Here is a 22,852-nt window from a genome sequence, read left to right on the forward strand (position 1 = left end):
ATACATAAAGGTAGGAGAATTCATGCCATCACGCAAAGAACTTGCAAATGCTATTCGCGTCTTATCAATGGACGCAGTACAACAGGCCAAATCTGGTCACCCTGGCGCCCCTATGGGCATGGCAGATATCGCAGAAGTACTATGGCGCGATTATCTAAAGCACAATCCAACGAATCCAGAGTGGGCAGACCGAGATCGATTTATTCTTTCTAACGGCCACGGTTCAATGCTGATCTATTCTCTACTGCACTTAAGTGGCTATGACTTACCACTAGAGGAAATTAAAAACTTCCGTCAAATGCACTCAAAAACACCAGGTCACCCAGAGTATGGGTATGCACCAGGTATTGAGACTACTACGGGTCCATTAGGTCAAGGGATCACAAATGCAGTGGGCATGGCTATTGCCGAAAAAGCGCTAGCTGCACAGTTTAACCGTGAAGGCCACGATATTGTTGATCACTTCACGTATGCATTCATGGGTGATGGCTGTTTAATGGAAGGTATTTCACACGAAGCCTGTTCATTAGCCGGTACATTAGGCCTAGGTAAACTAGTTGCGTTTTGGGATGACAACGGCATCTCAATTGATGGTGAAGTAGAAGGTTGGTTCAGCGATGACACACCAGCGCGCTTCAAAGCATACGGCTGGCACGTAGTAAGCGATGTTGATGGTCATAACCCTGATGCAATTCGCGCCGCTATCGAAGAAGCGCGTAGCATCACTGATAAGCCATCATTAATCTGTTGTAAAACAGTGATTGGCTACGGTTCACCTAACAAATCAGGTAGCCATGATTGTCACGGTGCACCACTAGGTGAAGACGAAATTAAAGCATCTCGTGAATTCCTAGGTTGGACTGGCGATGCATTTGAAATCCCAGCTGATATCTACAGCGAGTGGGATGGCAAAGAAAAAGGTAAGCAACTAGAAGCAAGCTGGGACGAAAAGTTTGCAGCATACGCAAGTGCACACCCTGAACTTGCTGCTGAGTTTAAACGCCGTACAAATGGTGAGTTACCAACTGATTGGGCTGAAAAGTCACAAGCTTACATTGAAGAGCTACAAGCAAACCCAGCAAACCCAGCAACACGTAAAGCATCACAAAATGCATTAAATGCGTTTGGCCCGTTACTACCAGAATTCATGGGTGGCTCTGCTGACCTTGCAGGTTCTAACTTAACACTTTGGGATGGCTCAAAAGGCCTAGAAGCAAACGATGCTAGCGGTAACTACATTTTCTACGGTGTACGTGAATTTGGTATGTCAGCGATTATGAATGGTATTGCATTGCACAAAGGCTTTATTCCATACGGTGCAACATTCCTAATGTTCATGGAATACGCACGTAACGCAGTACGTATGGCGGCATTAATGAAGCAGCCAAGCATCTTCGTTTACACACACGATTCAATTGGTTTAGGTGAAGATGGCCCAACGCACCAACCGGTAGAGCAAATTGCAAGCATGCGTTTAACGCCTAATCTAGTGAACTGGCGCCCATGTGACCAAGTTGAGTCAGCGATTGCATGGCAACAAGCAATTGAGCGTAAAGATGGCCCAACATCACTGATTTTCACTCGCCAAGGCCTTGAGCAACAAACGCGTACTGCACAGCAGTTAGCTGATGTGAAAAAAGGTGGTTACGTACTTAGCTGTGACGGTGAGCCAGAGCTTATCCTTATTGCAACAGGTTCTGAAGTACAGCTTGCACAAGATGCCGCTGCAGAACTGCGTTCACAAGGTAAAAAAGTACGTGTGGTATCTATGCCTTCAACTGATTTATTTGATGAGCAAGACGCTACGTATAAAGAAAGCGTATTACCAGCAAGCGTAACACGCCGCGTAGCAATCGAAGCGGGCATCGCAGACTACTGGTACAAATACGTAGGCCTAAACGGCGCAGTAGTTGGTATGACGACCTTCGGTGAGTCAGCACCTGCAGGCGAGTTATTCAAGCACTTTGGTTTCACTGTTGAAAACATCGTAAACAAAGCAAACGCCTTGTTCTAAGCTTTAGTCGCTAAAATTTAAAAGCCCGCCCTGTATAACCACAGCGCGGGCTTTTTTATTCCCCCGTAGGTTGAGTAGAACGGAGTGAAACCCAACGCACTCAGAGCTGGTAGCTTTCAGCCATCAGCTGTCAGTTTTAAATACCTCACTGTAAGCGTGAAATTTATTTCGCGTGAAAGTTATGCTTTTTGATTGAATACCAGAAGCCAAATTTAAGTTTTTAAGATGAGAGTTATGCGCCAAAAATTGGATTCACATCCATACTTTTGTGGAGGATACGGATGATCTCGATATTTTAACTGCCGATTTGACGATAAAAGATTACGTGGCTTCCTTGTGGGAATTTCCTATAGCCATCGCGAATCTCGTCACAGGCTTTACCAATGTCAGGGTTTTCGGCTAACAGCCAGAATGAGTCATCAAATTGTTTTAGATAAATGTTTCGCTGTTCACGACCCCAGCGTCGAGAGGTAAACAAGGCTACATCTTTTAAATCAGATTTTGCCTTGTTAGTTAATTGAAAGGGCTTCATTTTCTTTCTTCGTTGTCTAACTCATTGATAAACGAATCAAGGTCATAATCCGCAACTCCACTATTTTCACCTTCAACAAGTAATTGGCGTAAAGTGTTCATTTTCGTCTCCTGGCTTTCAAGTAAACGTAAAGCGGAGCGTATGACTTCACTCGCCGAGCCATAGCGACCACTTTGAATTTGATTTGCTATAAAACTGTCAAAATGGTCACCCAAAGTAATACTAGTGTTTTTAGCCATGATTTAGCCCTTAATACCAATAGATACCTAATTATGGTATCAGTTGAGCTTGGATGCAAGGTATGTAACAAAGCGTTCAAGCCATATTTTTGAACTCAAACTAAAGTAAGAAGGATGTGCTTATCATGCTGATACTCGTGCTAAAGCACGACCTACCACAATTGCACCTTCGGCTTAAAACTGACAGCTTACAGCTATCCCGACTTGATTATTTCTCACCCAGCTCCCCTTGAATGCTAAACCGACAACTGGCACTGTCTGTAACTTAATAATAAAACAACAGGAGTGAGGATGTCTCAGTTTGATAATGTAAGTGTGCTGAAAAAAGCCAATGTGTATTTTGACGGTAAAGTGTCTAGCCGTTCTGTGGTATTTGCTGATGGCAGCACGAAGACGTTAGGCTTTATGCAACCAGGTGAGTTTGAGTTTGCTACGAGCAAAAAAGAGTTGATGGAGCTTAACGGTGGCAGTTGGCAAGTGCTTTTACCCGGTGAGAGCGAATGGCAAACAATGCAAGCTGGAGAGTCATTTACCGTTGATGCAAATGTTACCTTCTTAGTAAAGGTCAGCGAATTTGCTGATTACTGTTGTTCGTATAGTTAACGAGCAGTTGTTAACCTCTCTGAAAAGCCCGTGTGATGCGGGCTTTTGCATATTTTATCCGCAACGCATGATCTAAATCATCTGTGGTTACAATCAATTACTAATTATCTGCAATTTTCGCTTGTGTTAATTCAATTCGCCCCCAATACTAACTGTGAGGTAACAAGAAAAAAGGATACCCTATGAAGATTAATATTTCTGGTCATCATGTTGACGTTACTGAGGCTGTTAGAGCTCATATCAACGAGAAGTTCTCGAAAATTGCTAGCCATTTTCCATCATTAATATCACTCGATATTATTCTTTCAAAAGAGCACAATAAGTATCAGGCTGAGATTAGTACAACCTATGAAGGCGCACGTTTATCAGTAAAAGCTGAAGATGATGTGATGTACCCAGCTATCGCAGGTGCTGCAAAAAAACTTGATGCATCACTTAAACATCGTAAAGGGCAAATGAAAGCCAAACTACACGAAAAGCCGGTCAGTACAACACCGGAAATTGCCCACGAAATCATTCAGGAAATGAACCTGAGCTAATTACAGAGCACTAGCCTAAGCGGCTAGACTTAAAACCAAAAAAGCCAACCGTTGCGAAACGCTTGGCTTTTTTGGTTTTAATATTTAACTATTAGCCGTCAGCCGTCAGCCGTCAGCCGTCAGCCGTCAGATTGAAGTTCCAAAAGTTAGCGAGTTACTAGGGGAAAGAGTAAAGTTAGTGAGTTAGAAAGAGTAAAGTTAGTGAGTTAGAAAGAGTAAAGGGGAAAGTTTGCGAGTTAGAGACGTAGGAGGCGTTTTAACGCCGAATAAAAATGGAGATATTAGATATCAGTCGTTAGAAGTCAGATTAAATAAACAACGGCTTGACAAAAGTGGTAGGCAGTCTAGTGTTGCTAACTTGCTAACTTGCTAACTTGCTAACTTGCTAACTTGCTAACTTGCTAACTTGCTAACTTGCTAACTTGCTAACTTGCTAACTTGCTAACTTGCTAACTTGCTAACTTGCTAACTTGCTAACTTGCTAACTTGCTAACTTGCTAACTTGCTCTGCTTCCAATCTCACACAAAACGCTGTAAGTTGCTTGTTACTAAGAATAAAACACACAAAGCATATGCAAGCAGCAGTATCAAATTGGCAGTCTAAATTAAATGCTTTAGGGCCGGGGATTTTAATGGCTACAGCCGCCATTGGTGGCTCACATCTAGTAGCATCAACACAAGCAGGATCGTTATTCGGCTGGCAGCTATTTTGGCTAATCATAGTAGTAAACCTATTGAAGTACCCATTCTTTCGATTCGGTATGGAGTACACCCTTGCAACTAAACAAAGTTTAGTTGAGGGCTACAAGCAAAAAGGGCCGGGGTATTTCTATAGTTTTATTGCGCTTAATATTGTCGCTGCGGTAGTAAATACTGCGGGGGTTTTATTATTAACGGCCAGCCTGCTGCACTATGCATTACCTGTCACTGTTTCTGTGACCTTATTATGCTGGCTGATTTTAGCTGTGTGTTTGCTTATTTTGTTGCTGGGGCATTTTAAGGCGCTCGATAATGTCTCAAAGCTCATTATGGGGCTGTTAACGGTTACAACTGTGGCAGCGTTGGTAGTGGCAATTAATAATGGTGCTATGGCGCCAGTTGACTATGTGGGTCCGTCGCCGTATGAGCTTGCTATGCTCGGCTTTTTGGTCGCGCTTATGGGCTGGATGCCTGCGCCTATCGAAATATCAGCAATTAGCTCATTGTGGCTAAAAGAAAAACAGCACCAACAACCAGTGACAAAACAACAAGGCTTGTTTGACTTTAATTTGGGCTACTGGCTTACCGCAGCACTTGCGCTCGTGTTTTTCTCGTTAGGTGTGTTAGTGCAATATGGCCAAGCACAAGCTGTGCAATTAGGTGGAGTCGCTTTTGCAAAGCAGCTAATTGATATGTATGCCCTCACTATGGGCGAGTGGGCAAGGCCACTGGTTTCAGGTATCGCTTTTTTATGTATGTTTGGCACCACGCTAACAGTGCTTGATGGCTATGCCAGAACATTAAATGAGTCACATAAACTGCTACCGATTAAACAATCTAAACACAGTTTAAATATGTGGTTATTACTACAAGCATTTGCAGGTATGGCCGTGATTCTATTCTTTAAATCAGCCCTTGGCCCAATGCTTACTTTTGCTATGACCCTCGCTTTTGTAACCACTCCCGTATTTGCATGGCTGAACTTTAGTTTAGTACGCTCAGAACCCAGCATTCATCACTCACCTTTATTACGCACCCTCAGCTGGCTAGGTTTGGTTTATTTAGTGGGCTTTGCGCTGGTGTTTTTAGTTTGGAAACTCGCTTAGTTAGCGAGTTACAAGGGGAAAGAGTAAAGTTAGAGCTGTCAGATTGACAGTTAGCGAGTTACTAGGGGTAAGAGTAAAGTTTTCGAGCTGCTTGACTTAGATAGTGGCCAGTTTAGACTTTCTAGCTTTAACTCAACTCCCTAATCGCATTACTAATCCCATCTAGCGTGAGTGGGTACATGCGGTTGTCCATTAACTGCTTTATAAAATCAATTGATTGATAATAGCGCCAATGTTCAACGGGTTGCGGGTTGAGCCAAGCGACTTTATCAAAGTGATTGGTTATGCGGTTTAGCCAAGCGCTGCCGGGCTCTTCATTCCAATGCTCAACGCTGCCACCGGGGTAGGCTATTTCGTAGGGACCCATGGTGGCGTCACCAACAAAGATCACCTTGTAGTCGCTGGTGAACTTGTTAATCAAGGTCATGGTATCAATTACGTTAGAGTGACGACGTTCGTTGTCTTGCCAAACATGCTCATACAAACAGTTATGAAAATAGTAAAACTCAAGGTGTTTAAACTCGCTGTGGGCGGCACTAAATAACTCTTCGCAGGTATGAATGTAATCATCCATTGAACCACCGATATCAAACAGCATCAATACTTTTACGGCATTATGGCGCTCTGGAGCCATTTTTACATCGAGCATGCCGCCTTGTTTTGCAGTAGCGCGAATTGTTTCGGTTAAATCGAGAGTATCGCTGGCGCCAGTACGGGCAAATTTACGCAGTTTTTTTAGAGCAAGTTTAATGGTGCGCGAGCCGATTTCACGGTCACTATCAAGGTTTCGGTAGCTGCGTTTATCCCATACTTTTACCGCACGGCGATGTCGGTTACCGTCTTGGCCTATGCGAACACCTTCAGGGTTATAGCCATAGGCACCAAATGGCGAAGTACCACCGGTACCCACCCACTTATTACCTCCAGCATGGCGCTTTTGCTGCTCTTCAAGGCGTTGCTTGAGGGTTTCCATGAGTTTATCAAGGCCGCCCATGGCTTGTAATTGCGCTTTTTCTTCTTCGCTTAGGTGCTTTTCAAACTCTTTGCGTAGCCAATCATTAGGCAAGTCGTGTTGCTGTTTTAAACTTTCGAGCAGATCAAGGTCGGCCACGCCACTAAAGTAATCTGCAAAGGCTTTATCAAAACGATCAAAGTGAGTTTCGTCTTTTACCATGATGGTACGCGCCAAATAATAAAACGCGTCAACGTCGGCAAAAATAACCCCTTGCTTGAGCGCATTGATCAAATCAAGTAGCTCTCGCAAACTAACAGGTAAGCGGTATTCGCGAAGCTTGAAGAAAAACGCAATTAACATATTAACGGCGGCTCATAAACGCAAGTTTTTCGACTAAGCTAATGTCTTGCTCGTTCTTTAATAACGCGCCAAACATGGGCATTAAGCCGCCTTTTTGGCTTTTATCATGCAGTGTTTTAGCGTCTATATCTTCGGCCATCAGTAGCTTTAACCAATCAAGCAACTCGCTGGTTGATGGTTTTTTCTTAATGCCATTAACTTCACGTAGATTAAAGAACACCTCAAGTGCTTGGCGAACTAAATCTTGTTTAACGTGAGGGTGATGCACATCGATAATTTGTGCCATTTCTTCACTACTAGGGAAATCAATGTAATGGAAAAAACAACGACGTAAAAAGGCGTCTGGCAGTTCTTTTTCGTTATTTGACGTAATGATCACAATCGGACGTTGCTTAGCAATAACTCGCTCGCCGGTTTCATAAACATGAAACTCCATTTTATCGAGCTCTAGTAGCAAGTCGTTGGGAAATTCAATATCGGCTTTGTCGATTTCATCAATCAATAGCACAGGGCGTTTGTTATGTTGCTCACCATAGGTAAAGGCTTGCCATAATTTCCCTTTTACAATGTAGTTGCTGATATCGTGCACACGCTCATCACCTAACTGGCTGTCGCGAAGACGCGATACCGCATCATATTCATACAGGCCTTGCTGCGCCTTAGTGGTTGATTTGATGTGCCATTGAATTAGCGTAGTGTCTAAGCTTTTTGCAAGCTCCTCGGCCAGCATGGTTTTACCTGTGCCGGGCTCACCTTTTATTAGCAACGGTTTTTCGAGCAAGATCGCTGCGTTAACCGCTTGTTTTAATGAGTTACTGGCAATGTAGTTATCGGTTGAATTAAAAAGCACGATGTCACCTTATCTGGTCTGAGCAGTGATTAATAACGTCATGATGCCACAGTTAGTCGGCGTCTGAAAGGTATGCAAAACGCGGTATTGTTTTACCCTCGACAGTGACGGTTTCTGTAAACATACTAAGCGGGCGTGCCCACATGCCAAATTCGCCATATAGCGCTTGATAAATTACCAGTGGCTCATTCGTTTCGCTGTGGGTGGCAACATATTCAACTTTGTATTTTGGACCTTTGTAATGTTGGTAAATACCGGGTTTGATTGTCATGTGTTTATCTCGCATCTTGGAGTCATTTGGGTATAATTGCAGTTTGCACATTTTACGCTGAAACAAACTGCCTAAACTATGAATTATATTTCGTTAGATGAATACAAAAAAGCCTGGGTTTTTCGTCATAAAGATATGCCGATAAGCAGCGAAGACGCAGCACAAATTAAACCAATGAGCGCTGAACGCGCTGCGGTTTTATGGACTACTATGGTGAGCCGCGAGCATGATCACCCTGACTTTTTTGATAAAACAGATTGGTGCGGCAAAGACGACAGCTTTTCAGAGACCATTAACTGGGAAAGTGCATGGGAAGCTGGCGATGAGCAGTTACCAGAAGAAATCCTTAACCACTTAGAGTGGGAAGCAAACACCACTGTTTATTTTTGCATGGCTCGCGACAACATCATTGAAACCAGCTTTGCTGTTTTTAAACGTTGTTGGCAAAACTTTATGTTTTTAGCTGATGGTAGTTTGCTACTAGGTAAAAAGCGTGATGCAATGGTGCAGTTTTTAGAAACTGGTAATGCAAAATTGGGTAAAAAAGGCGCAGTAAAGTAGCGCTCAATAAACGCTCTATGCTATAAAACAGTCAAGCAATTGTTTTATAAGAGCGCGCATTGTCTAAACCAACTCCACAGAGCGAACACTCGCAACAAGCCGAAATTTGGCAAACTGATGCCGAGAGAGCTTTGTATGCGCAGTTATGTAATGCATTTTATGCTCGTGAGATCCCGCGTTTAGTTGATGAACCTGATACAGCAAGGCTAAAACGTTTATTAGCAAGCCTGCCTTACTATATTGAGCGTTTAGCTATGCGTATTGTCAGTGGTGATGCGCCACTACAGCTCGATTCACAAAATGGCAGTTGGCTTGAAAAACAAAAAACAACGCCGCCTGTTTATAATAAAAAAGACTCAAAAGACTTTTATAGTCAACATGCTAAGCGCGGGTTAATTGTTCCCGTGCTAATTAATGACGAGCAATGTACAACCGTGCGCATAGACAGCTTAGATCAAGTAAGCGACAATAAGGTACATTGCAACGAGCTTGGTTGGTTTGATACTTCCGGTGAATCGCTAGAAAACACGCATATTCAATTGCTTAAGCCTGCAAAGGCGGTGATGGCTGCGGCGTGTTGCGGTCATCAATGGCAATTTAATAAACGCATCACACCTAAGCGTTTGTCATTAAGAGAAATGCTGTTAGCAAGCAATATAAATTGGCGTAATTTAAAACGCCCTTTGACTTAATTTAACCGCGAAGGAGTGTTCAATGCGGGTTTTTCAATTCGCCTTGTTGTGTTTGGCTTTATTTATTCAGTACCGCTTATGGTTTGGCCATAATGGGGTGCAAGACTACACTCGTTTAAAACAAGCGGTTACCTCTCATCAAGACACCAATGCGAAATTATTAAAGCGCAATAAAGTGCTCAAAGCCGATATTGAAGACTTAAAGCTCGGTCAAGAGGGCATTGAAGAACGGGCGCGTAATGAATTAGGAATGATTAAACCTGGCGAAACCTTTATTCGCGTATTACCAGGTCAACAGCAAAATGAACACTAAGCAATCTATCACCGCCATTGTTCCCGCTGCGGGAGTAGGGAGTCGAATGCAGCATTCGGCGCCAAAGCAGTATATTGAACTTGCGGGTAAAACTATTTTAGAACATACCCTAAGTAAACTTGCAGAACTTAACGAATTAAACACCATCAAAGTAGCAATTAGCGATGATGACGGCTACTTTGCTGATTTACCACACATAGATAAGCGTATTGAGCGCGTGTCTGGTGGTAAAGAGCGCGCTGATTCTGTGCTTAACGCCTTGCTATCACTTGCTGGCAACCCACCTGATTGGGTGCTTGTTCACGATGCGGCAAGGCCGTTAGTGTGTCTTGCTGATATTCAGCGTTTAATAACTGAATGTATCGCTGCCAATGAAGGCGGTATTTTAGCGTCAAAAGTAAAAGACACCATTAAGCGCGGTCATACCCACAGTGAGCAAACGGTGCCACGTGATGATTTATGGCAGGCACTCACCCCTCAGCTTTTCCCTTATCAAGCGCTGACTAATGCGCTATCAAGTGCCCTTAAAAATGGTGTGACTATCACTGATGAGGCATCGGCAATTGAATGGGCTAAGCAGCCTGTTAAGCTGGTTGCAGGTCGCAGTGACAACATTAAAATCACCACCCCAGAAGATTTAGATTTAGCAGCATTTTTACTGCAAAAACAACAAAACGAGAGTACCTCATGATTCGAATTGGCCATGGCTTTGATGTACACAAATTTGGCGGCGAAGGCCCGTTGGTAATTTGTGGTGAAAAAATAGATTACCCACAAGGCTTTTTAGCACATTCAGATGGTGACGTTGCTATTCACGCATTGTGTGATGCCATTTTAGGCGCATTGGCAATGGGTGATATTGGCAAGCATTTCCCTGATACTGCGAGCGAATACGAAAATATTGATAGCCGAATTTTACTACGCCACGTGGTTGGGCTTGCTAAAGAGCAAGGTTATATACTTGGCAATGCCGACGTCACGATTGTTGCGCAAGCACCAAAAATGTTGCCACATATTCAAGCTATGCGTGAAAACTTATGCCAAGACCTTGAAGCTGATATTTCACAAGTTAATGTGAAAGCAACAACCACTGAGAAGCTTGGGTTTGAAGGCCGCAAAGAAGGTATCTCAAGCCACGCTGTGGTGATTATGAGCAAACAAAGCGCATGAGCGAGTTAAACTACCTATACGGTAAACCTCTTTCTAAGGCTGACTTTAAAACTCACGCTGAAGACTTCATGGTTGATGAAGATTTAGGTATTGAGTTTACCGGTTCTGGTGAACATGTTTGCTTGCAGGTTGTAAAAAAAGGCGAAAATACTCAGTTTATTGCGAAACGCATTGCCGAAAAAGCGGGGGTATCACCTCGTGATGTAAGTTATGCGGGCTTAAAAGACCGTCATGGCGTGTGTACCCAATGGTTTAGTGTTCCCGTGCCAATTAAGAAGCACATAGAATTTAGCGAACTGAATAACGATCAGTTTTTTGTAATATCGCAACAGCGCCATAACCGTAAGCTCAGAACCGGTTGTCATAAAGGCAATCGCTTTACCATTACATTACGTAATGTAACTGAGCCGCTGGATATTTTGTGCCGTATCAACGCGGTGCGTGCAGGGGTGCCTAATTACTTTGGTGAGCAGCGCTTTGGCCATGGTGGTCACAACCTTGAAATGGCAAAGCGCATGTTTGCTGGAGAGCGTATCCGCGATAAAAAATTGCGTGGCTTAGTTATTTCAGCTGCGCGCTCTTATGTTTTTAATGAAATCGTGAGTATGCGGGTTGCCGAGCATGGCCTTGCGAAAACAATGCACCGCGAAGTGTTTATGCTCAGCGGCAGCAATGCTTTTTTTGAAGACAACATTAGTGATGACAATATTGCGCGCTTAGCGTCTGGCGATATTGTGATGTCGGCACCTATGGTTGGTAAAGGCGAAAAAGGCCTGGCCGAAACCGAAAAAGTGTGGCTCGAACCTTATCAGTCTTGGATAGATGGCCTTAGCGAACTTGGCCTTAAGAATGAGCGTAGAATGTTACGACTTATTCCTGATTCATTAGCTGTTGAAACGATTGATGAAACTACTTTAAAGTTAAGTTTTGGTTTACCAAAAGGCTGTTTTGCTACCGCCCTGCTGCGTGAGCTGGTGGACTATCAAGATGCAAGCCCCAGAGAACAAAAACAAAAGGATGCGTAAATGAAAATCTTATTGAGCAATGATGATGGCGTACATGCTAAAGGGATTGCGGTTTTGTATCATGCATTGACGCAAATAGCAGATGTGACCTTAGTAGCGCCAGATCGTAATTGTAGTGGCGCAAGTAATTCATTAACGCTCATGAATCCACTTCGTGCAACCACCCTTGATAATGGCTTTATTTCGATTAATGGCACGCCGACTGACTGTGTGCATTTGGGAGTTAATGAATTAGTCGAGCAGCAGCCAGATCTAGTGGTTGCAGGAATAAACCACGGCGCCAACCTAGGTGATGATACCTTGTATTCAGGTACAGTAGCAGCGGCCACTGAAGGGCGCCACTTAGGACTGCCGGCGATTGCTGTGTCGTTATGCTCTAAAGAAGGAAATCACTTTGAAACTGCTGCAGCGGTTGCGGTGAGTATTATCAAAGAGTTGGCATCGCACCCGTTACCGAAAGATCAAATCATCAACTTAAACGTGCCAGATATTCCGCTTACTGAGCTAAAAGGAGTTAAGGTAACCCGTTTAGGTTCGCGTCATAAAGCTGAAACCATGACGAAACAACAAGACCCATGGGGCCGTGACATTTATTGGTATGGTACCCTTGGTGCTGAAAGTGATGCAGGTGAAGGCACTGATTTTTATGCCATTAATAATGGTTATGCATCAGTGACCCCGCTTAGTGTTGATATGACGGCGAAAGAGAGCTTACAAGCCGTCGATAGCTGGTTAGCAAATATGGAGATTAATAGTGCTGACTAATTATAATCGCAGTGCACTGGCATTAGCAGAGTTATTGAAACGCGAAGGTGTAGAAGACAGTACTGTGCTTGAAGCGATAGCCTCAACACCCAGACATATTTTTATCGATGATGTTTTGCAACACAAAGCTTATCAAAATACCGCACTGCCAATCGGTCAAGGACAAACGATTTCGCAGCCATATATTGTCGCACGTATGACTGAGCTGCTCCGCTTAGCGGGTGTACGTGATAAAGTGCTCGAAATTGGCACAGGCTCTGGCTACCAAACAGCAATACTGGCAAAAACCTTCTCTAAAGTGTGCTCGGTAGAGCGTATTAAAGCATTGCAATGGCAAGCAAAACGTCGTTTGCATAAGCTTGATTTATATAATGTCACCATGAAACACGGTGACGGTTGGCAAGGCTGGCAGTCGCAAGCTCCGTTTGAGGGGATTATTGTCACAGCAGCTGCGGCTACTATGCCAAAAGGACTTCTGGCACAACTTGCTGATGGGGGCGTTATGATTGCACCTATCGGTGAGCAAGATCAGCAATTAATGATGGTCGTTAGAAATGGCGACACTTTTACAGAACATAAAGTTGCACCAGTACGATTTGTACCTTTGGTACCTGGTGATATTGAATAGGACGTTATACTTTGAAGTTGTTTACTAAGTTATATGATATGGCGCTGGTATGGGCTAAACACCGTCATGCGGAGCGTTATTTAGCAGGGATGAGTTTTGCTGAATCTGTTTTTTTTCCGGTGCCACCGGATGTCATGCTAGCCCCTATGTCGCTTGCTCAGCCAGATAAAGCATGGCGCTTTGCCAGCTTTACGACTATTGCTTCAGTGATTGGTGGTATTTTAGGTTATTTACTTGGCTTTTGGTTATTCGAACCGGTAGTTGAACCGCTGATTGCGCAAATGGGTTGGCAAGCTAAATTTGACACAGCGCTAAGTTGGTTTGAAAACTATGGTGTATGGGTGGTGTTTTTAGCGGGCTTCTCTCCTATACCTTATAAGGTTTTCACCATAGGTGCAGGTTTGATGCAAATGGCATTCTTGCCATTTTTAATTGCCTCGGCAATAGGTCGTGGCGCGCGTTTCTTCTTAGTGTCGGCTTTAATGAAGTGGGGCGGCGTTAAAATGGAGCAAAAATTACGTCAATATGTTGAAGCGCTTGGCTGGGGATTAGTTGTTTTAGTTGTGGTTGCGTACTTTTTACTACGATAACCCGTAAAACCATTAAACTAGTACGATAAGGAGCATTTTACGATGAGCAGGCAGTTAACAGTCTATGTTACTTTGTTTCTTAGTATTTTGCTCTTTGGTTGTACTTCTCGCGAAGCACCGGCACCGGTTAGTAGTTTAGATAATAAAGTTAAACCCGCCACACGCAAAGTAAATATCTCGGGCTCAAAATATGTAGTCAAAAAGGGCGATACTTTGTATTCAATTGCTTTTAGCGCTCAGCAAGATTTTCGAACCCTCGCAAAAATAAACGATATTCCAGCACCTTATACCATCTTCCCTGGGCAGAGTATTTCGCTCACAAAATCGGCACAAAAATCAAAAAAGACGAAAAAATATACGAATTCGAGTAAAAAGTCTACTGTTTCTATACAAAAAAATAACAAAAAATTAAAGAAAGGGCTTGATCAGCCAAAACAACGAGAGTATGTTCAGAAACAAGCCAACAAAATAATTAGTGAAAAAAAGCGTAATTCTAATGCTAAAGTTGTATGGGGCTGGCCTGCAAAAGGTAAAGTCACAAAACGCTTCTCTAACAAAGAGAATGGCTTTAAAGGATTACAGATCACTAATAAACAAGGGGCTTCTGTTTTAGCTGCTGCACATGGAACTGTGGTATACGCGGGCAACGCATTGAGGGGATACGGTAATTTAATCATATTGAAACACAATGATGATTACCTAAGCGCTTACGCGCACAATTCAAAGTTGCTTGTAAAGGAAAAACAGGAAGTAAAGGCAGGGCAGAAAATAGCAGAAATGGGCAGTTCAGACTCTTCGGTTACGGCTTTGAGATTTGAAATTCGTTATCGGGGTCAAGCAGTCAATCCTGCTAAGTATCTACCTTAGCCATTTAGGGTATTGATAAAGTGATTTAGCTCAATCACATATTTGCTCGGGAGGACGCTTATGGGTCACACAGCAAAACTAGAGAAAAAAACTGACGCGATTGACGATAAATTTGATGACACGGTAGTCGAAGAAGAGTCTTCTGAATTACTTGAAGAAGTCGACAACGAAGATGAAATTTTTGCAAAAGAAGAAGTTGCCAAGAATTTAGATGCTACGCAGCTGTATCTTGGTGAGATTGGTTTTTCTCCGCTGCTAAGCGCAGAAGAAGAAGTTTATTTTGCTCGAAAAGCACTGAAAGGCTGCGAAGCCTCTCGCAAGCGAATGATTGAAAGTAATTTACGTTTAGTGGTGAAAATTGCCCGCCGCTATAACAACCGTGGCCTTGCGCTACTAGACCTTATTGAAGAAGGTAATTTAGGCCTTATCAGAGCCGTTGAGAAATTTGACCCAGAACGTGGTTTTCGTTTTTCAACTTATGCAACTTGGTGGATACGTCAAACCATTGAACGTGCCATCATGAACCAAACACGTACGATTCGTTTACCTATTCACGTGGTTAAAGAGCTTAATGTTTATTTAAGAACAGCCCGTGAATTAACGCAGAAACTTGACCATGAACCAACCGCAGAAGAAATTGCAGAGTGCTTAGATAAGCCAGTTGAAGATGTCACTAAGATGCTGCGTTTAAACGAAAAAATCACCTCGGTGGATACACCTATCGGCGGTGAAAATGACAAAGCGTTATTAGATATTATCGCCGATGAAAAAGACTATGGTCCAGAAGGCGAAGTACAAAATAATGACATCAACAAGCACATTGTTGATTGGCTTGGAGAGTTAAACCCGAAACAGCGTGAAGTACTTGCTCGTCGTTTTGGTTTACTAGGCTATGAGCCATCAACCCTTGAAGATGTTGGTCGTGAAATTGGCTTAACACGTGAACGTGTAAGACAAATTCAAGTGGAAGCATTACGTCGCTTAAAAGACATTTTGCAACACGAAGGTTTAAGTACAGATAGCCTATTCGACCAATTCACCTGATTTGACAACAATGAATACCTGATCAAGGGTATCGAACCCACGGGTTCAGAACACACAAAAAAGCTGACATTACGTCAGCTTTTTTTATAGCTCTTTTATTGCACTACAGTAAATCTTTTAATTGATACAGTAGTTGGTGTGCTTGTCTTGGCGTTAAGCTGTCTGGATCAAGCTGTTTTAAGGTTAATTCAAGCTCAGAAGGCTCATCATCAAAACTTAACGTTTGCTGTTGCTGCTCAATAGGAGCAGTAACAGATTGATGGTTCTCAAGCATTTTAAGCTTTTGTTTTGCTTGTTGGATCACCGCTTTTGGTACACCAGCCAAGGCAGCAACTTGTAAACCAAAGCTCTTGCTTGCTGCACCTTCAAGCACGGTATGCATAAAGGCAATGGTGTCGTTGTGCTCAATGGCATCAAGGTGCACATTTACCAGCCCTGTTTTTTGTTCGGCCAGTTCGGTTAGCTCAAAATAGTGGGTGGCAAATAAGGTTTTAGCGGCAATTTTTGATGCTAAGTAATCAGCCGTTGCATAGGCAAGCGATAAACCATCATAGGTCGAAGTACCGCGACCAATTTCATCCATCAGGACTAGTGATTGCGCTGTGGCGTTATTTAAAATTGTTGCTGTTTCGGTCATTTCAACCATGAAGGTTGAGCGTCCTGATGCTAGGTCATCACTTGCGCCAATACGTGTAAAGATACGGTCAATATTACCAATCTCTGCACTATCAGCAGGAACGTAACAACCAATGTGAGCCATTAGAACAATAAGTGCAGTTTGGCGCATATAGGTCGATTTACCACCCATATTTGGACCTGTGATAATGAGCATTTTACGGTCGTTATTAAGCTCCACAGGGTTAGCTATAAACGGGTCTTTCATTACCTGTTCTACCACTGGGTGGCGACCCTGTTTAATACTGATATTATCGTTATCGCACAGTGTTGGCTTAGCATAATTGAGCGCTTGCGCACGTTCAGCTAAATTGTTCAGTACATCTAAATCTGCTAAAACAGCTGCCATTGTTTGTAACTGCTCAATGTGCGGAGCAATAAACTCAAATAGTTGCTCGTAAAGCTGTTTTTCAAGCGCTAGCGCTTTTGACTGGCTACCAAGTACTTTATCTTCGTGTTCTTTAAGCTCAGGAATAATATAACGCTCATTATTTTTTAGCGTTTGACGGCGAATATAATCCGCAGGAACTAAATGTGAATTAGCACGGCTTACTTCAATAAAAAAGCCATGCACCTTGTTATAGCCTATTTTTAAGGTGCTAATGCCTGTGCGTTCACGCTCACGCTCTTCAAGCTTTTCGAGAATATCGGTAGCACCTTGGCTTAGGGCACGCCATTCATCAAGCTCACTGTTATAACCTGGGGCAATAACACCCCCATCACGAATAAGCACCGGTGGGGTTTCGATGACAGCACGTTCTAGTAAGTCTTGTAGCTCAGGTAATTGCTGCGACTTTGCAATAATTTGGCTAATACGCGGATCGTTGGCGTCCAAAAGTAATTCGTGTAATGGTGCCAGAGCTTGCAGTGCACTACGTAGGCGCGTTAAATCACGCGGGCGTGCTGTGCAAAGTGCTAGGCGTGCAATAACACGCTCAATGTCGCCAATTTGCTTTAATGACTCTTGTAGCTCACCACATAATTGCGCATCGATAATTGCACTAATTGCGTTTAGTCGAGAGTTGAGCTCTGTTTTGCTGCGCACAGGGGTATGAATACGACGCTTTAATAAGCGTGAACCCATAGCTGTGGCTGTTTTATCAAGTACTTGTGCAAGTGTGTTTTCGTAACCGCCCGATAAATTAACAGTTAGTTCAAGGTTTTTACGAGTTGCTGCATCTAAGATCACCGCGTGTTCGTTTTGCTCAAGGGTGATTGCACGAATATGCGGCAGGGCTATGCGCTGAGTGTCTTTTACGTATTGCATTAAGCAGCCTGCAGCCACTAAAGCCGCGTGTGCTTTGTCTACTCCAAAACCAACTAAATCTTTGGTGCCAAATTGGTCACACAGTAAATGCTGGGCTGTATCTAAATCAAACTCCCATTCCGGGCGACGACGTGCGCCTTTGATATGTTCAATTAAATGCACATTTGCAAATGTTTCACTATAGAGCAGCTCAGCAGGGGCTAAACGCTGTAATGTTGAGCTAAATGCTTCGTCGGTATTAACTTCTAACACATTGAATCTGCCAGAGTTAATATCTAAATAAGCAATACCATATAAGCCTTGTTTACTTTGCCAAACGCTGGTTAGCAAGTTGTCTTGGCGTTCTTGTAATAGCGCTTCGTCAGAAATTGTGCCTGGTGTAACAATACGTACAACTTTTCGCTCAACAGGGCCTTTGCTAGTCGCTGGGTCACCAACTTGTTCACAAATAGCTACTGACTCACCCATTTGTACAAGGCGAGCTAAATAGTTTTCGACTGCGTGATAGGGTACGCCCGCCATTGGAATGGGGTCGCCACCGGCTTTACCTCGATGGGTTTGAGAAATATCAAGAAGTTGCGCTGCACGCTTGGCATCATCAAAGAAAAGTTCGTAAAAGTCGCCCATACGATAAAACAATAAAATATCCCGATGCTCGGCTTTTATTTTTAGATACTGCTGCATCATAGGGGTTTGTTGTTTTATAGTGTGCGGTGCATAAAGATCAAACGACATGTATTTACCCAAAGGCTGAATATGGAATTACATCAAGAGATTAAAACACTTGCTGCGAAATTAGGAGCTATTTTAACGGATAAACGCTTATGGATCACTACCGCAGAATCATGCACTGGTGGTGGAGTGAGTTATGCACTAACCGATACCCCAGGCAGCTCTAATTATATTGACCGAGCGTTTGTCACTTATAGTAACCAAGCAAAACATGAGCTCATTGGCGTTAGCGAGCAAACCTTAAACAGCTTTGGTGCGGTGAGTGAGCAAACCGTTGTTGAAATGGCATCGGGGGCAGCAAAAGCTGCAAATGCAGATATCGCAATAGCTATTTCGGGGATAGCAGGCCCCGGTGGTGGAACACTGGATAAACCTGTGGGATTAGTATGGTTTTGCATTCATTTTGCTGGTCAAAACTACCCAAGTCAGCAAGTTTTCTCTGGCGATCGAGCTGAAGTTAGACTGCAAGCCATTGTTTACTCATTAAAAAATATAATTGAATTGATAAAATCTGAAAATTAGCTTGATACTGTGATTTCATACAGTATACTGTCTGCATTAGCCGGATTTGGAGAACAGAATGAACGATAACAAACAAAAAGCCTTAGACGCTGCTTTATCACAAATTGAGCGTCAATTTGGTAAAGGCTCAATTATGAAACTGGGCGACAATAAAGCCCTAGATATTGAAGCAATTTCAACTGGTTCACTAGGTATCGATATCGCACTAGGTATTGGTGGTTTACCTACGGGTCGTATTGTTGAAGTGTATGGTCCTGAATCATCAGGTAAAACAACGCTTACTTTACAAGTTATCGCTGAAGCTCAAAAGCAAGGTAAAACTTGTGCATTCGTAGATGCTGAGCACGCTCTAGATCCTGTATACGCACAAAAATTGGGTGTAAACATTGATGACTTACTTGTTTCTCAACCAGATACTGGTGAGCAAGCATTAGAAATCTGTGACATGTTAGTTCGTTCAAGTGCAGTTGATGTTGTGATTGTTGACTCGGTAGCAGCTTTAACACCTAAAGCTGAAATCGAAGGTGACATGGGTGACTCACACATGGGTCTACAAGCTCGCTTAATGTCACAAGCTTTACGTAAGCTTACAGGTAACATCAAGCGTTCAAACACACTTTGTATTTTCATCAACCAAATCCGTATGAAAATTGGTGTTATGTTTGGTAATCCTGAAACAACAACAGGTGGTAACGCACTTAAATTCTACTCTTCAGTACGTATCGATATTCGTCGTATTGGTTCTGTGAAAGAAGGCGACGAGGTTGTTGGTAACGAAACTCGCGTTAAAGTTGTTAAGAACAAGGTTGCTCCGCCGTTTAAACAAGCTGAGTTCATCATCATGTATGGCGAAGGTATTTCGAAACAAGGCGAGTTAATTGACCTAGGTGTTAAGCATAAGATTGTTGAAAAGTCAGGTGCTTGGTACAGCTACAATGGCAGCAAAGTTGGTCAAGGTAAAGCAAACTCAATTAAGTTCTTAAAAGACAACCCAGAGATCGCAGATGAGATCGAAGGTAAGTTACGTGAGATGCTATTACTTCAGGCAACAGAACAACCAGAAGATGGTGAAGATGCAGGCCTATTAGCTGAAGACGAGCTATAAACATCGCAAAAGAGTACAGTTAAGCGTGATTTGACCCGCACTTAACATAAAAAAGACCGCTACACAGTTAGCGGTTTTTTTATGGGTGAAAGTTAGCGAGAGTAAAGTTAGCGAGAGTAAAGTTAGCGAGAGTAAAGTTAGCGAGAGTAAAGTTAGCGAGAGTAAAGTTAGCGAGAGTAAAGTTAGCGAGAGTAAAGTTAGCGAGAGTAAAGTTAGCAAGGGGAAAGTTAGAAAGGGTAAAGTTAGCAAGGGGAAAGTTACAGGCATTATCGAGTGTTCTGACAGCTAAAAGCGAAACGAAACCATTGAATACCACCAACAATGTAGTGATTAAACGCGATATAAAATCGCTGCTACAAACTACTGCCTGCTCCTGTAACGGCGGTTTGCACCGCTTCAAAACGCTTTACTCTCGCTAACTTTACTCTTGCAACTCTTTCATGAAAAAGCCGCATATGATGCGGCTTTTAATGTACTTAAAGCTTAAAACTGGTTGTTTTATAAAATTATAGTTGCCAGTTGAAAGACACTGAGTAGTTACGCGGTGCGCCGTAATAACCTTGAGCCCAGAAAAGACTGTGGATGTACTTTTCGTTGGTCACGTTATTAACGTTTAAGTTAACACTCATATTGTCGTTAATATCATATGTTGCCATTAGGTTTAATAGGCCGTACGCATCTTGCGTTGTGGTAATAAGTGCAGCATTTGTTGCCGCATCACGCACTTGTACGCGCTTTGTATCGTCTTGCCAACGATAGTTTAGGCCAAAGGTTAAACCATCAATCTCAGGCACTTTATGAGTTACAGCAAGTTTGAACTGGTTTTCAGGTGTGTAGTCTTTTACTAACTCATCACCATCAATGTTTAGATTACTGTAGCTGAAGCTTGCACTTAGTGTTTCGTTGATTTGACCACTAAGCTCTACTTCAATACCGTCGCTGTTAATACCATCTGCGCCATAGTAGCGAGTGTCGTCAGGTAATGAATCAGGGATAGCAACGGCAAGGCCAACTTGTTTAGCATCAAAGTAGGCAAGAGTTACAAATAAATCGTCATCAAGTAGCTGAGCTTTCACACCAATTTCACTGCTTTTACCTGTGATTGGATCTAAGTAATCGCCATTGATGTCACGCTCTGTTTGCGGTACGAAGGTTTCTGTGTAGCTTGCATAAGTTGAGAAGCTTTCGTTGATATCATACACAGCACCGAAGTAAGGCACAGTTTGGTCGCTATCTTTGTCTTTTGCAACGCCGTAAGAGGCACCTTCAGTTTCCCAATTTACTTGGCTCACACCTGCTAAAATGCTGAATGCGTCAGTTGCACGAATGCGTGTTGAAATATATGCAGAGCGTTGACGGCTAGTGATATCAGCACCTGTTAAACCATCAGTAAGTGTTGGTACTGGCGCAACACCGTCCCAACCACCTAGCTCAGGCATTGCAGGGAAACCATTGCCTGTAGTGTAGTCATACAATGATTTATCTTTGTTATCCATATCTGCTTGGTTTACACCAAACGACAGATCATGTTCCATACCAAATAAATCAAATTTACCTGTTGCGTAGATATCTAAAATGTCGTGCTTATCTTTGTGGTCATATTCACTGGCATAACCAGTTAGGCCAAGACCTGTTTCTCTGTCTGGTGTGCCGTAAACATAGAAAAGCTCAGAATCTTGCTCATTTTCTAAGTGCGCGTAGCTTGCTTTTAAGAACCAAGTATTGGTGATTGCTTGCTCAATTGATAAGAACAGCTGCTCAGTTGTGTTATTCCAGTATGACCAATCAGACGCTGTGCTAGTTGAAGCGTCAAAGTTTGTTGCTGAACCATCGCTGTAATAAAGCGGTAAGGCACCCCACAGTGGGCTATCAGCATCTTTCTTTTGATTTACATAGTTTGCAGTTACTACTGTGCTGTCAGTTAGCTGGCCTTCGTAGGCTAGGTAATAAATTGTTTTATCTTGCTCGTAACGGTCAAGGTATGACTCAGTTTTGTGCTTGGTGAATACCGCACGTACAGCGTGGTTTTCGTTGATAGCAGTTGAAGCGTCAAGCTCTAAACGCTTATTGTCCCAAGAACCATACGATACAGACGCATTTACTTGCGTTTGATAAGTAGGGCGCTTTAGAACCATGTTGACTGTTGCTGATGGGTTACCAGCACCTGTCATTAAACCATTGGCACCACGTACAATTTCAACACTATCGAAAATAGAAGTATCTAGTGTACCTTGTATTGAACCGTTGTCTTGCGGCATACCCATGCCATTAACTTGGAAGTTGGTGATCTCAAAACCACGAGCTTTAAAATAAGTACGGTCAGTTTCGATTTGCTCAACAGTGACGCCCGGTGTACTTTCAAGTACAGCGTTTAGATTATCGAGTGAGAAGTCATCCATTAACGCACGTGAAACAACAGAGATTGACTGTGGTGTTTCTTTAATTGTTAGCCCTAATTTGGTTGCTGACTGTGCTTCTTCAGTGATGTAGTTTTTATGATGCTGGCCATACACGGCAATTTTTTCAATTGCTTGTTCTTCTTTTTGTTGTTCTGCAAAAGCGTGGCCACTTAAAAGTGCTGAGGTCACAAGGCTTAATTGAGATAAGCGCAAAAATTTTGTTGATGACATGCAAAGTTCCAATTAGTTCAATGAATAGTGAAATTAATGCGTAATTTAATCTAAATGAAAATAATTTGCAATTAAGGTTTTCTGTTTAAGTGAATAAT

25 protein-coding genes are annotated in these 22,852 nt (G+C 42.8%); 17 read left to right on the top strand and 8 right to left on the bottom strand.

What is annotated here, in order from left to right:
• Window positions 1–22 precede the first annotated feature (22 nt).
• Entirely contained in the window at window positions 23–2,014 is a 1,992-nt protein-coding gene (gene tkt / locus L1D51_RS02570) for a transketolase (RefSeq protein ID WP_239962520.1), read from the top strand.
• 295 nt (window positions 2,015–2,309) lie between these two features.
• Here the strand turns inward: tkt and L1D51_RS02575 are convergent, their stop codons facing one another.
• Together L1D51_RS02575 and L1D51_RS02580 are read right to left on the bottom strand one after the other, a co-directional pair.
• Window positions 2,310–2,546 carry a type II toxin-antitoxin system RelE/ParE family toxin gene (locus L1D51_RS02575; RefSeq protein WP_345779047.1) on the bottom strand — a complete coding sequence of 79 codons (237 nt, stop codon included), beginning with the start codon at window positions 2,544–2,546 and terminating at the stop codon, window positions 2,310–2,312.
• Window positions 2,543–2,785 (bottom strand): type II toxin-antitoxin system ParD family antitoxin, encoded by a 243-nt coding sequence (locus L1D51_RS02580; RefSeq protein ID WP_054560911.1) that lies wholly within the window; start codon window positions 2,783–2,785, stop codon window positions 2,543–2,545. The genes L1D51_RS02575 and L1D51_RS02580 overlap by 4 nt, the downstream gene beginning before the upstream one ends.
• 291 nt (window positions 2,786–3,076) lie before the next feature.
• Between L1D51_RS02580 and ppnP the strand changes: the two genes are divergently transcribed.
• From ppnP to L1D51_RS02595, 3 genes are all read left to right on the top strand, one after another.
• Window positions 3,077–3,388, top strand: a complete 312-nt coding sequence (ppnP, locus tag L1D51_RS02585; protein WP_055198221.1) for a pyrimidine/purine nucleoside phosphorylase — start codon at window positions 3,077–3,079, stop codon at window positions 3,386–3,388.
• A 182-nt stretch (window positions 3,389–3,570) separates the two neighbouring features.
• On the top strand, window positions 3,571–3,927 hold the full coding sequence (hpf, locus tag L1D51_RS02590) for a ribosome hibernation-promoting factor, HPF/YfiA family (RefSeq protein WP_054551132.1): 357 nt from the start codon (window positions 3,571–3,573) through the stop codon (window positions 3,925–3,927).
• 632 nt (window positions 3,928–4,559) lie between these two features.
• Entirely contained in the window at window positions 4,560–5,732 is a 1,173-nt protein-coding gene (locus L1D51_RS02595) for an NRAMP family divalent metal transporter (RefSeq protein WP_425605530.1), read from the top strand.
• A gap of 127 nt (window positions 5,733–5,859) precedes the next feature.
• On the opposite strand, the gene L1D51_RS02600 is transcribed toward L1D51_RS02595, so the two are convergent.
• Genes L1D51_RS02600 through L1D51_RS02610 form a run of 3 tightly spaced genes read right to left on the bottom strand, consistent with a single transcriptional unit; the run spans window position 5,860 to window position 8,183 of the window.
• On the bottom strand, window positions 5,860–7,047 hold the full coding sequence (locus L1D51_RS02600; RefSeq protein WP_054560908.1) for a vWA domain-containing protein: 1,188 nt from the start codon (window positions 7,045–7,047) through the stop codon (window positions 5,860–5,862).
• 1 nt (window position 7,048) lies between these two features.
• On the bottom strand, window positions 7,049–7,897 hold the full coding sequence (locus L1D51_RS02605; protein ID WP_055021018.1) for an AAA family ATPase: 849 nt from the start codon (window positions 7,895–7,897) through the stop codon (window positions 7,049–7,051).
• Between the two features lie 52 nt (window positions 7,898–7,949).
• Window positions 7,950–8,183 (bottom strand): DUF1653 domain-containing protein, encoded by a 234-nt coding sequence (locus tag L1D51_RS02610; protein WP_371319660.1) that lies wholly within the window; start codon window positions 8,181–8,183, stop codon window positions 7,950–7,952.
• 63 nt (window positions 8,184–8,246) lie between these two features.
• Here L1D51_RS02610 and L1D51_RS02615 point away from each other — a divergent pair, with 63 nt between their 5' ends.
• The 11 genes from L1D51_RS02615 to rpoS are packed head-to-tail and all read left to right on the top strand — an operon-like array spanning window position 8,247 to window position 15,823.
• The gene (locus L1D51_RS02615; RefSeq protein ID WP_054560905.1) at window positions 8,247–8,729 is read left to right on the top strand and encodes a DUF2947 domain-containing protein; all 483 of its coding nucleotides are present in this window, start codon (window positions 8,247–8,249) and stop codon (window positions 8,727–8,729) included.
• 59 nt (window positions 8,730–8,788) lie between these two features.
• A complete protein-coding gene (locus L1D51_RS02620) occupies window positions 8,789–9,421 on the top strand; it encodes a hypothetical protein (protein WP_239962524.1) in 633 nt (210 codons plus the stop codon).
• Between the two features lie 22 nt (window positions 9,422–9,443).
• Window positions 9,444–9,734: a cell division protein FtsB gene (gene ftsB / locus L1D51_RS02625; protein WP_054560903.1), complete on the top strand. Its 291-nt coding sequence runs from the start codon at window positions 9,444–9,446 to the stop codon at window positions 9,732–9,734.
• On the top strand, window positions 9,724–10,425 hold the full coding sequence (gene ispD / locus L1D51_RS02630; RefSeq protein ID WP_239962526.1) for a 2-C-methyl-D-erythritol 4-phosphate cytidylyltransferase: 702 nt from the start codon (window positions 9,724–9,726) through the stop codon (window positions 10,423–10,425). The genes ftsB and ispD overlap by 11 nt, the downstream gene beginning before the upstream one ends.
• Window positions 10,422–10,904, top strand: a complete 483-nt coding sequence (gene ispF / locus L1D51_RS02635; RefSeq protein ID WP_054560901.1) for a 2-C-methyl-D-erythritol 2,4-cyclodiphosphate synthase — start codon at window positions 10,422–10,424, stop codon at window positions 10,902–10,904. The genes ispD and ispF overlap by 4 nt, the downstream gene beginning before the upstream one ends.
• Complete coding sequence (truD, locus tag L1D51_RS02640; protein ID WP_239962528.1) at window positions 10,901–11,929, top strand: tRNA pseudouridine(13) synthase TruD; 1,029 nt, start codon at window positions 10,901–10,903, stop codon at window positions 11,927–11,929. Before ispF ends, truD begins: the two co-directional genes overlap by 4 nt.
• Entirely contained in the window at window positions 11,930–12,694 is a 765-nt protein-coding gene (gene surE / locus L1D51_RS02645) for a 5'/3'-nucleotidase SurE (protein ID WP_054560899.1), read from the top strand.
• Window positions 12,684–13,322: a protein-L-isoaspartate(D-aspartate) O-methyltransferase gene (locus tag L1D51_RS02650; RefSeq protein WP_239962530.1), complete on the top strand. Its 639-nt coding sequence runs from the start codon at window positions 12,684–12,686 to the stop codon at window positions 13,320–13,322. The genes surE and L1D51_RS02650 overlap by 11 nt, the downstream gene beginning before the upstream one ends.
• 11 nt (window positions 13,323–13,333) lie before the next feature.
• Window positions 13,334–13,912: a YqaA family protein gene (locus L1D51_RS02655; protein ID WP_054551145.1), complete on the top strand. Its 579-nt coding sequence runs from the start codon at window positions 13,334–13,336 to the stop codon at window positions 13,910–13,912.
• A gap of 42 nt (window positions 13,913–13,954) precedes the next feature.
• A complete protein-coding gene (locus L1D51_RS02660; protein WP_055021015.1) occupies window positions 13,955–14,779 on the top strand; it encodes a peptidoglycan DD-metalloendopeptidase family protein in 825 nt (274 codons plus the stop codon).
• A 60-nt stretch (window positions 14,780–14,839) separates the two neighbouring features.
• Window positions 14,840–15,823 (top strand): RNA polymerase sigma factor RpoS, encoded by a 984-nt coding sequence (rpoS, locus tag L1D51_RS02665; protein ID WP_054551147.1) that lies wholly within the window; start codon window positions 14,840–14,842, stop codon window positions 15,821–15,823.
• A 103-nt stretch (window positions 15,824–15,926) separates the two neighbouring features.
• On the opposite strand, the gene mutS is transcribed toward rpoS, so the two are convergent.
• Window positions 15,927–18,500, bottom strand: coding sequence for a DNA mismatch repair protein MutS (gene mutS, locus L1D51_RS02670; protein WP_239962532.1), 2,574 nt, complete (start codon window positions 18,498–18,500; stop codon window positions 15,927–15,929).
• A 21-nt stretch (window positions 18,501–18,521) separates the two neighbouring features.
• Between mutS and L1D51_RS02675 the strand changes: the two genes are divergently transcribed.
• Complete coding sequence (locus L1D51_RS02675; RefSeq protein ID WP_054560895.1) at window positions 18,522–19,019, top strand: nicotinamide-nucleotide amidohydrolase family protein; 498 nt, start codon at window positions 18,522–18,524, stop codon at window positions 19,017–19,019.
• Between the two features lie 58 nt (window positions 19,020–19,077).
• Window positions 19,078–20,124: a recombinase RecA gene (gene recA / locus L1D51_RS02680; protein WP_054560894.1), complete on the top strand. Its 1,047-nt coding sequence runs from the start codon at window positions 19,078–19,080 to the stop codon at window positions 20,122–20,124.
• Between the two features lie 79 nt (window positions 20,125–20,203).
• Here recA and L1D51_RS02685 read toward each other — a convergent pair whose 3' ends face one another.
• A complete protein-coding gene (locus L1D51_RS02685; protein WP_239962541.1) occupies window positions 20,204–20,524 on the bottom strand; it encodes a pentapeptide repeat-containing protein in 321 nt (106 codons plus the stop codon).
• 106 nt (window positions 20,525–20,630) lie between these two features.
• Window positions 20,631–22,754: a TonB-dependent siderophore receptor gene (locus L1D51_RS02690; RefSeq protein WP_055198202.1), complete on the bottom strand. Its 2,124-nt coding sequence runs from the start codon at window positions 22,752–22,754 to the stop codon at window positions 20,631–20,633.
• Window positions 22,755–22,852: the final 98 nt, after the last annotated feature.

It is taken from the genome of Pseudoalteromonas shioyasakiensis, assembly GCF_022398475.1.
GTDB lineage: Bacteria > Pseudomonadota > Gammaproteobacteria > Enterobacterales > Alteromonadaceae > Pseudoalteromonas.

Coding starts and splice junctions, on each gene's coding strand:
- tkt (WP_239962520.1), top strand. CDS start 23: ATGCCATCACGCAAAGAACTTGCAAATGCTATTCGCGTCTTATCAATG.
- L1D51_RS02575 (WP_345779047.1), bottom strand. CDS start 2,546: ATGAAGCCCTTTCAATTAACTAACAAGGCAAAATCTGATTTAAAAGAT.
- L1D51_RS02580 (WP_054560911.1), bottom strand. CDS start 2,785: ATGGCTAAAAACACTAGTATTACTTTGGGTGACCATTTTGACAGTTTT.
- ppnP (WP_055198221.1), top strand. CDS start 3,077: ATGTCTCAGTTTGATAATGTAAGTGTGCTGAAAAAAGCCAATGTGTAT.
- hpf (WP_054551132.1), top strand. CDS start 3,571: ATGAAGATTAATATTTCTGGTCATCATGTTGACGTTACTGAGGCTGTT.
- L1D51_RS02595 (WP_425605530.1), top strand. CDS start 4,560: ATGGCTACAGCCGCCATTGGTGGCTCACATCTAGTAGCATCAACACAA.
- L1D51_RS02600 (WP_054560908.1), bottom strand. CDS start 7,047: ATGTTAATTGCGTTTTTCTTCAAGCTTCGCGAATACCGCTTACCTGTT.
- L1D51_RS02610 (WP_371319660.1), bottom strand. CDS start 8,183: ATGCGAGATAAACACATGACAATCAAACCCGGTATTTACCAACATTAC.
- L1D51_RS02615 (WP_054560905.1), top strand. CDS start 8,247: ATGAATTATATTTCGTTAGATGAATACAAAAAAGCCTGGGTTTTTCGT.
- ftsB (WP_054560903.1), top strand. CDS start 9,444: ATGCGGGTTTTTCAATTCGCCTTGTTGTGTTTGGCTTTATTTATTCAG.
- ispD (WP_239962526.1), top strand. CDS start 9,724: ATGAACACTAAGCAATCTATCACCGCCATTGTTCCCGCTGCGGGAGTA.
- ispF (WP_054560901.1), top strand. CDS start 10,422: ATGATTCGAATTGGCCATGGCTTTGATGTACACAAATTTGGCGGCGAA.
- truD (WP_239962528.1), top strand. CDS start 10,901: ATGAGCGAGTTAAACTACCTATACGGTAAACCTCTTTCTAAGGCTGAC.
- surE (WP_054560899.1), top strand. CDS start 11,930: ATGAAAATCTTATTGAGCAATGATGATGGCGTACATGCTAAAGGGATT.
- L1D51_RS02660 (WP_055021015.1), top strand. CDS start 13,955: ATGAGCAGGCAGTTAACAGTCTATGTTACTTTGTTTCTTAGTATTTTG.
- rpoS (WP_054551147.1), top strand. CDS start 14,840: ATGGGTCACACAGCAAAACTAGAGAAAAAAACTGACGCGATTGACGAT.
- mutS (WP_239962532.1), bottom strand. CDS start 18,500: ATGTCGTTTGATCTTTATGCACCGCACACTATAAAACAACAAACCCCT.
- L1D51_RS02675 (WP_054560895.1), top strand. CDS start 18,522: ATGGAATTACATCAAGAGATTAAAACACTTGCTGCGAAATTAGGAGCT.
- recA (WP_054560894.1), top strand. CDS start 19,078: ATGAACGATAACAAACAAAAAGCCTTAGACGCTGCTTTATCACAAATT.
- L1D51_RS02690 (WP_055198202.1), bottom strand. CDS start 22,754: ATGTCATCAACAAAATTTTTGCGCTTATCTCAATTAAGCCTTGTGACC.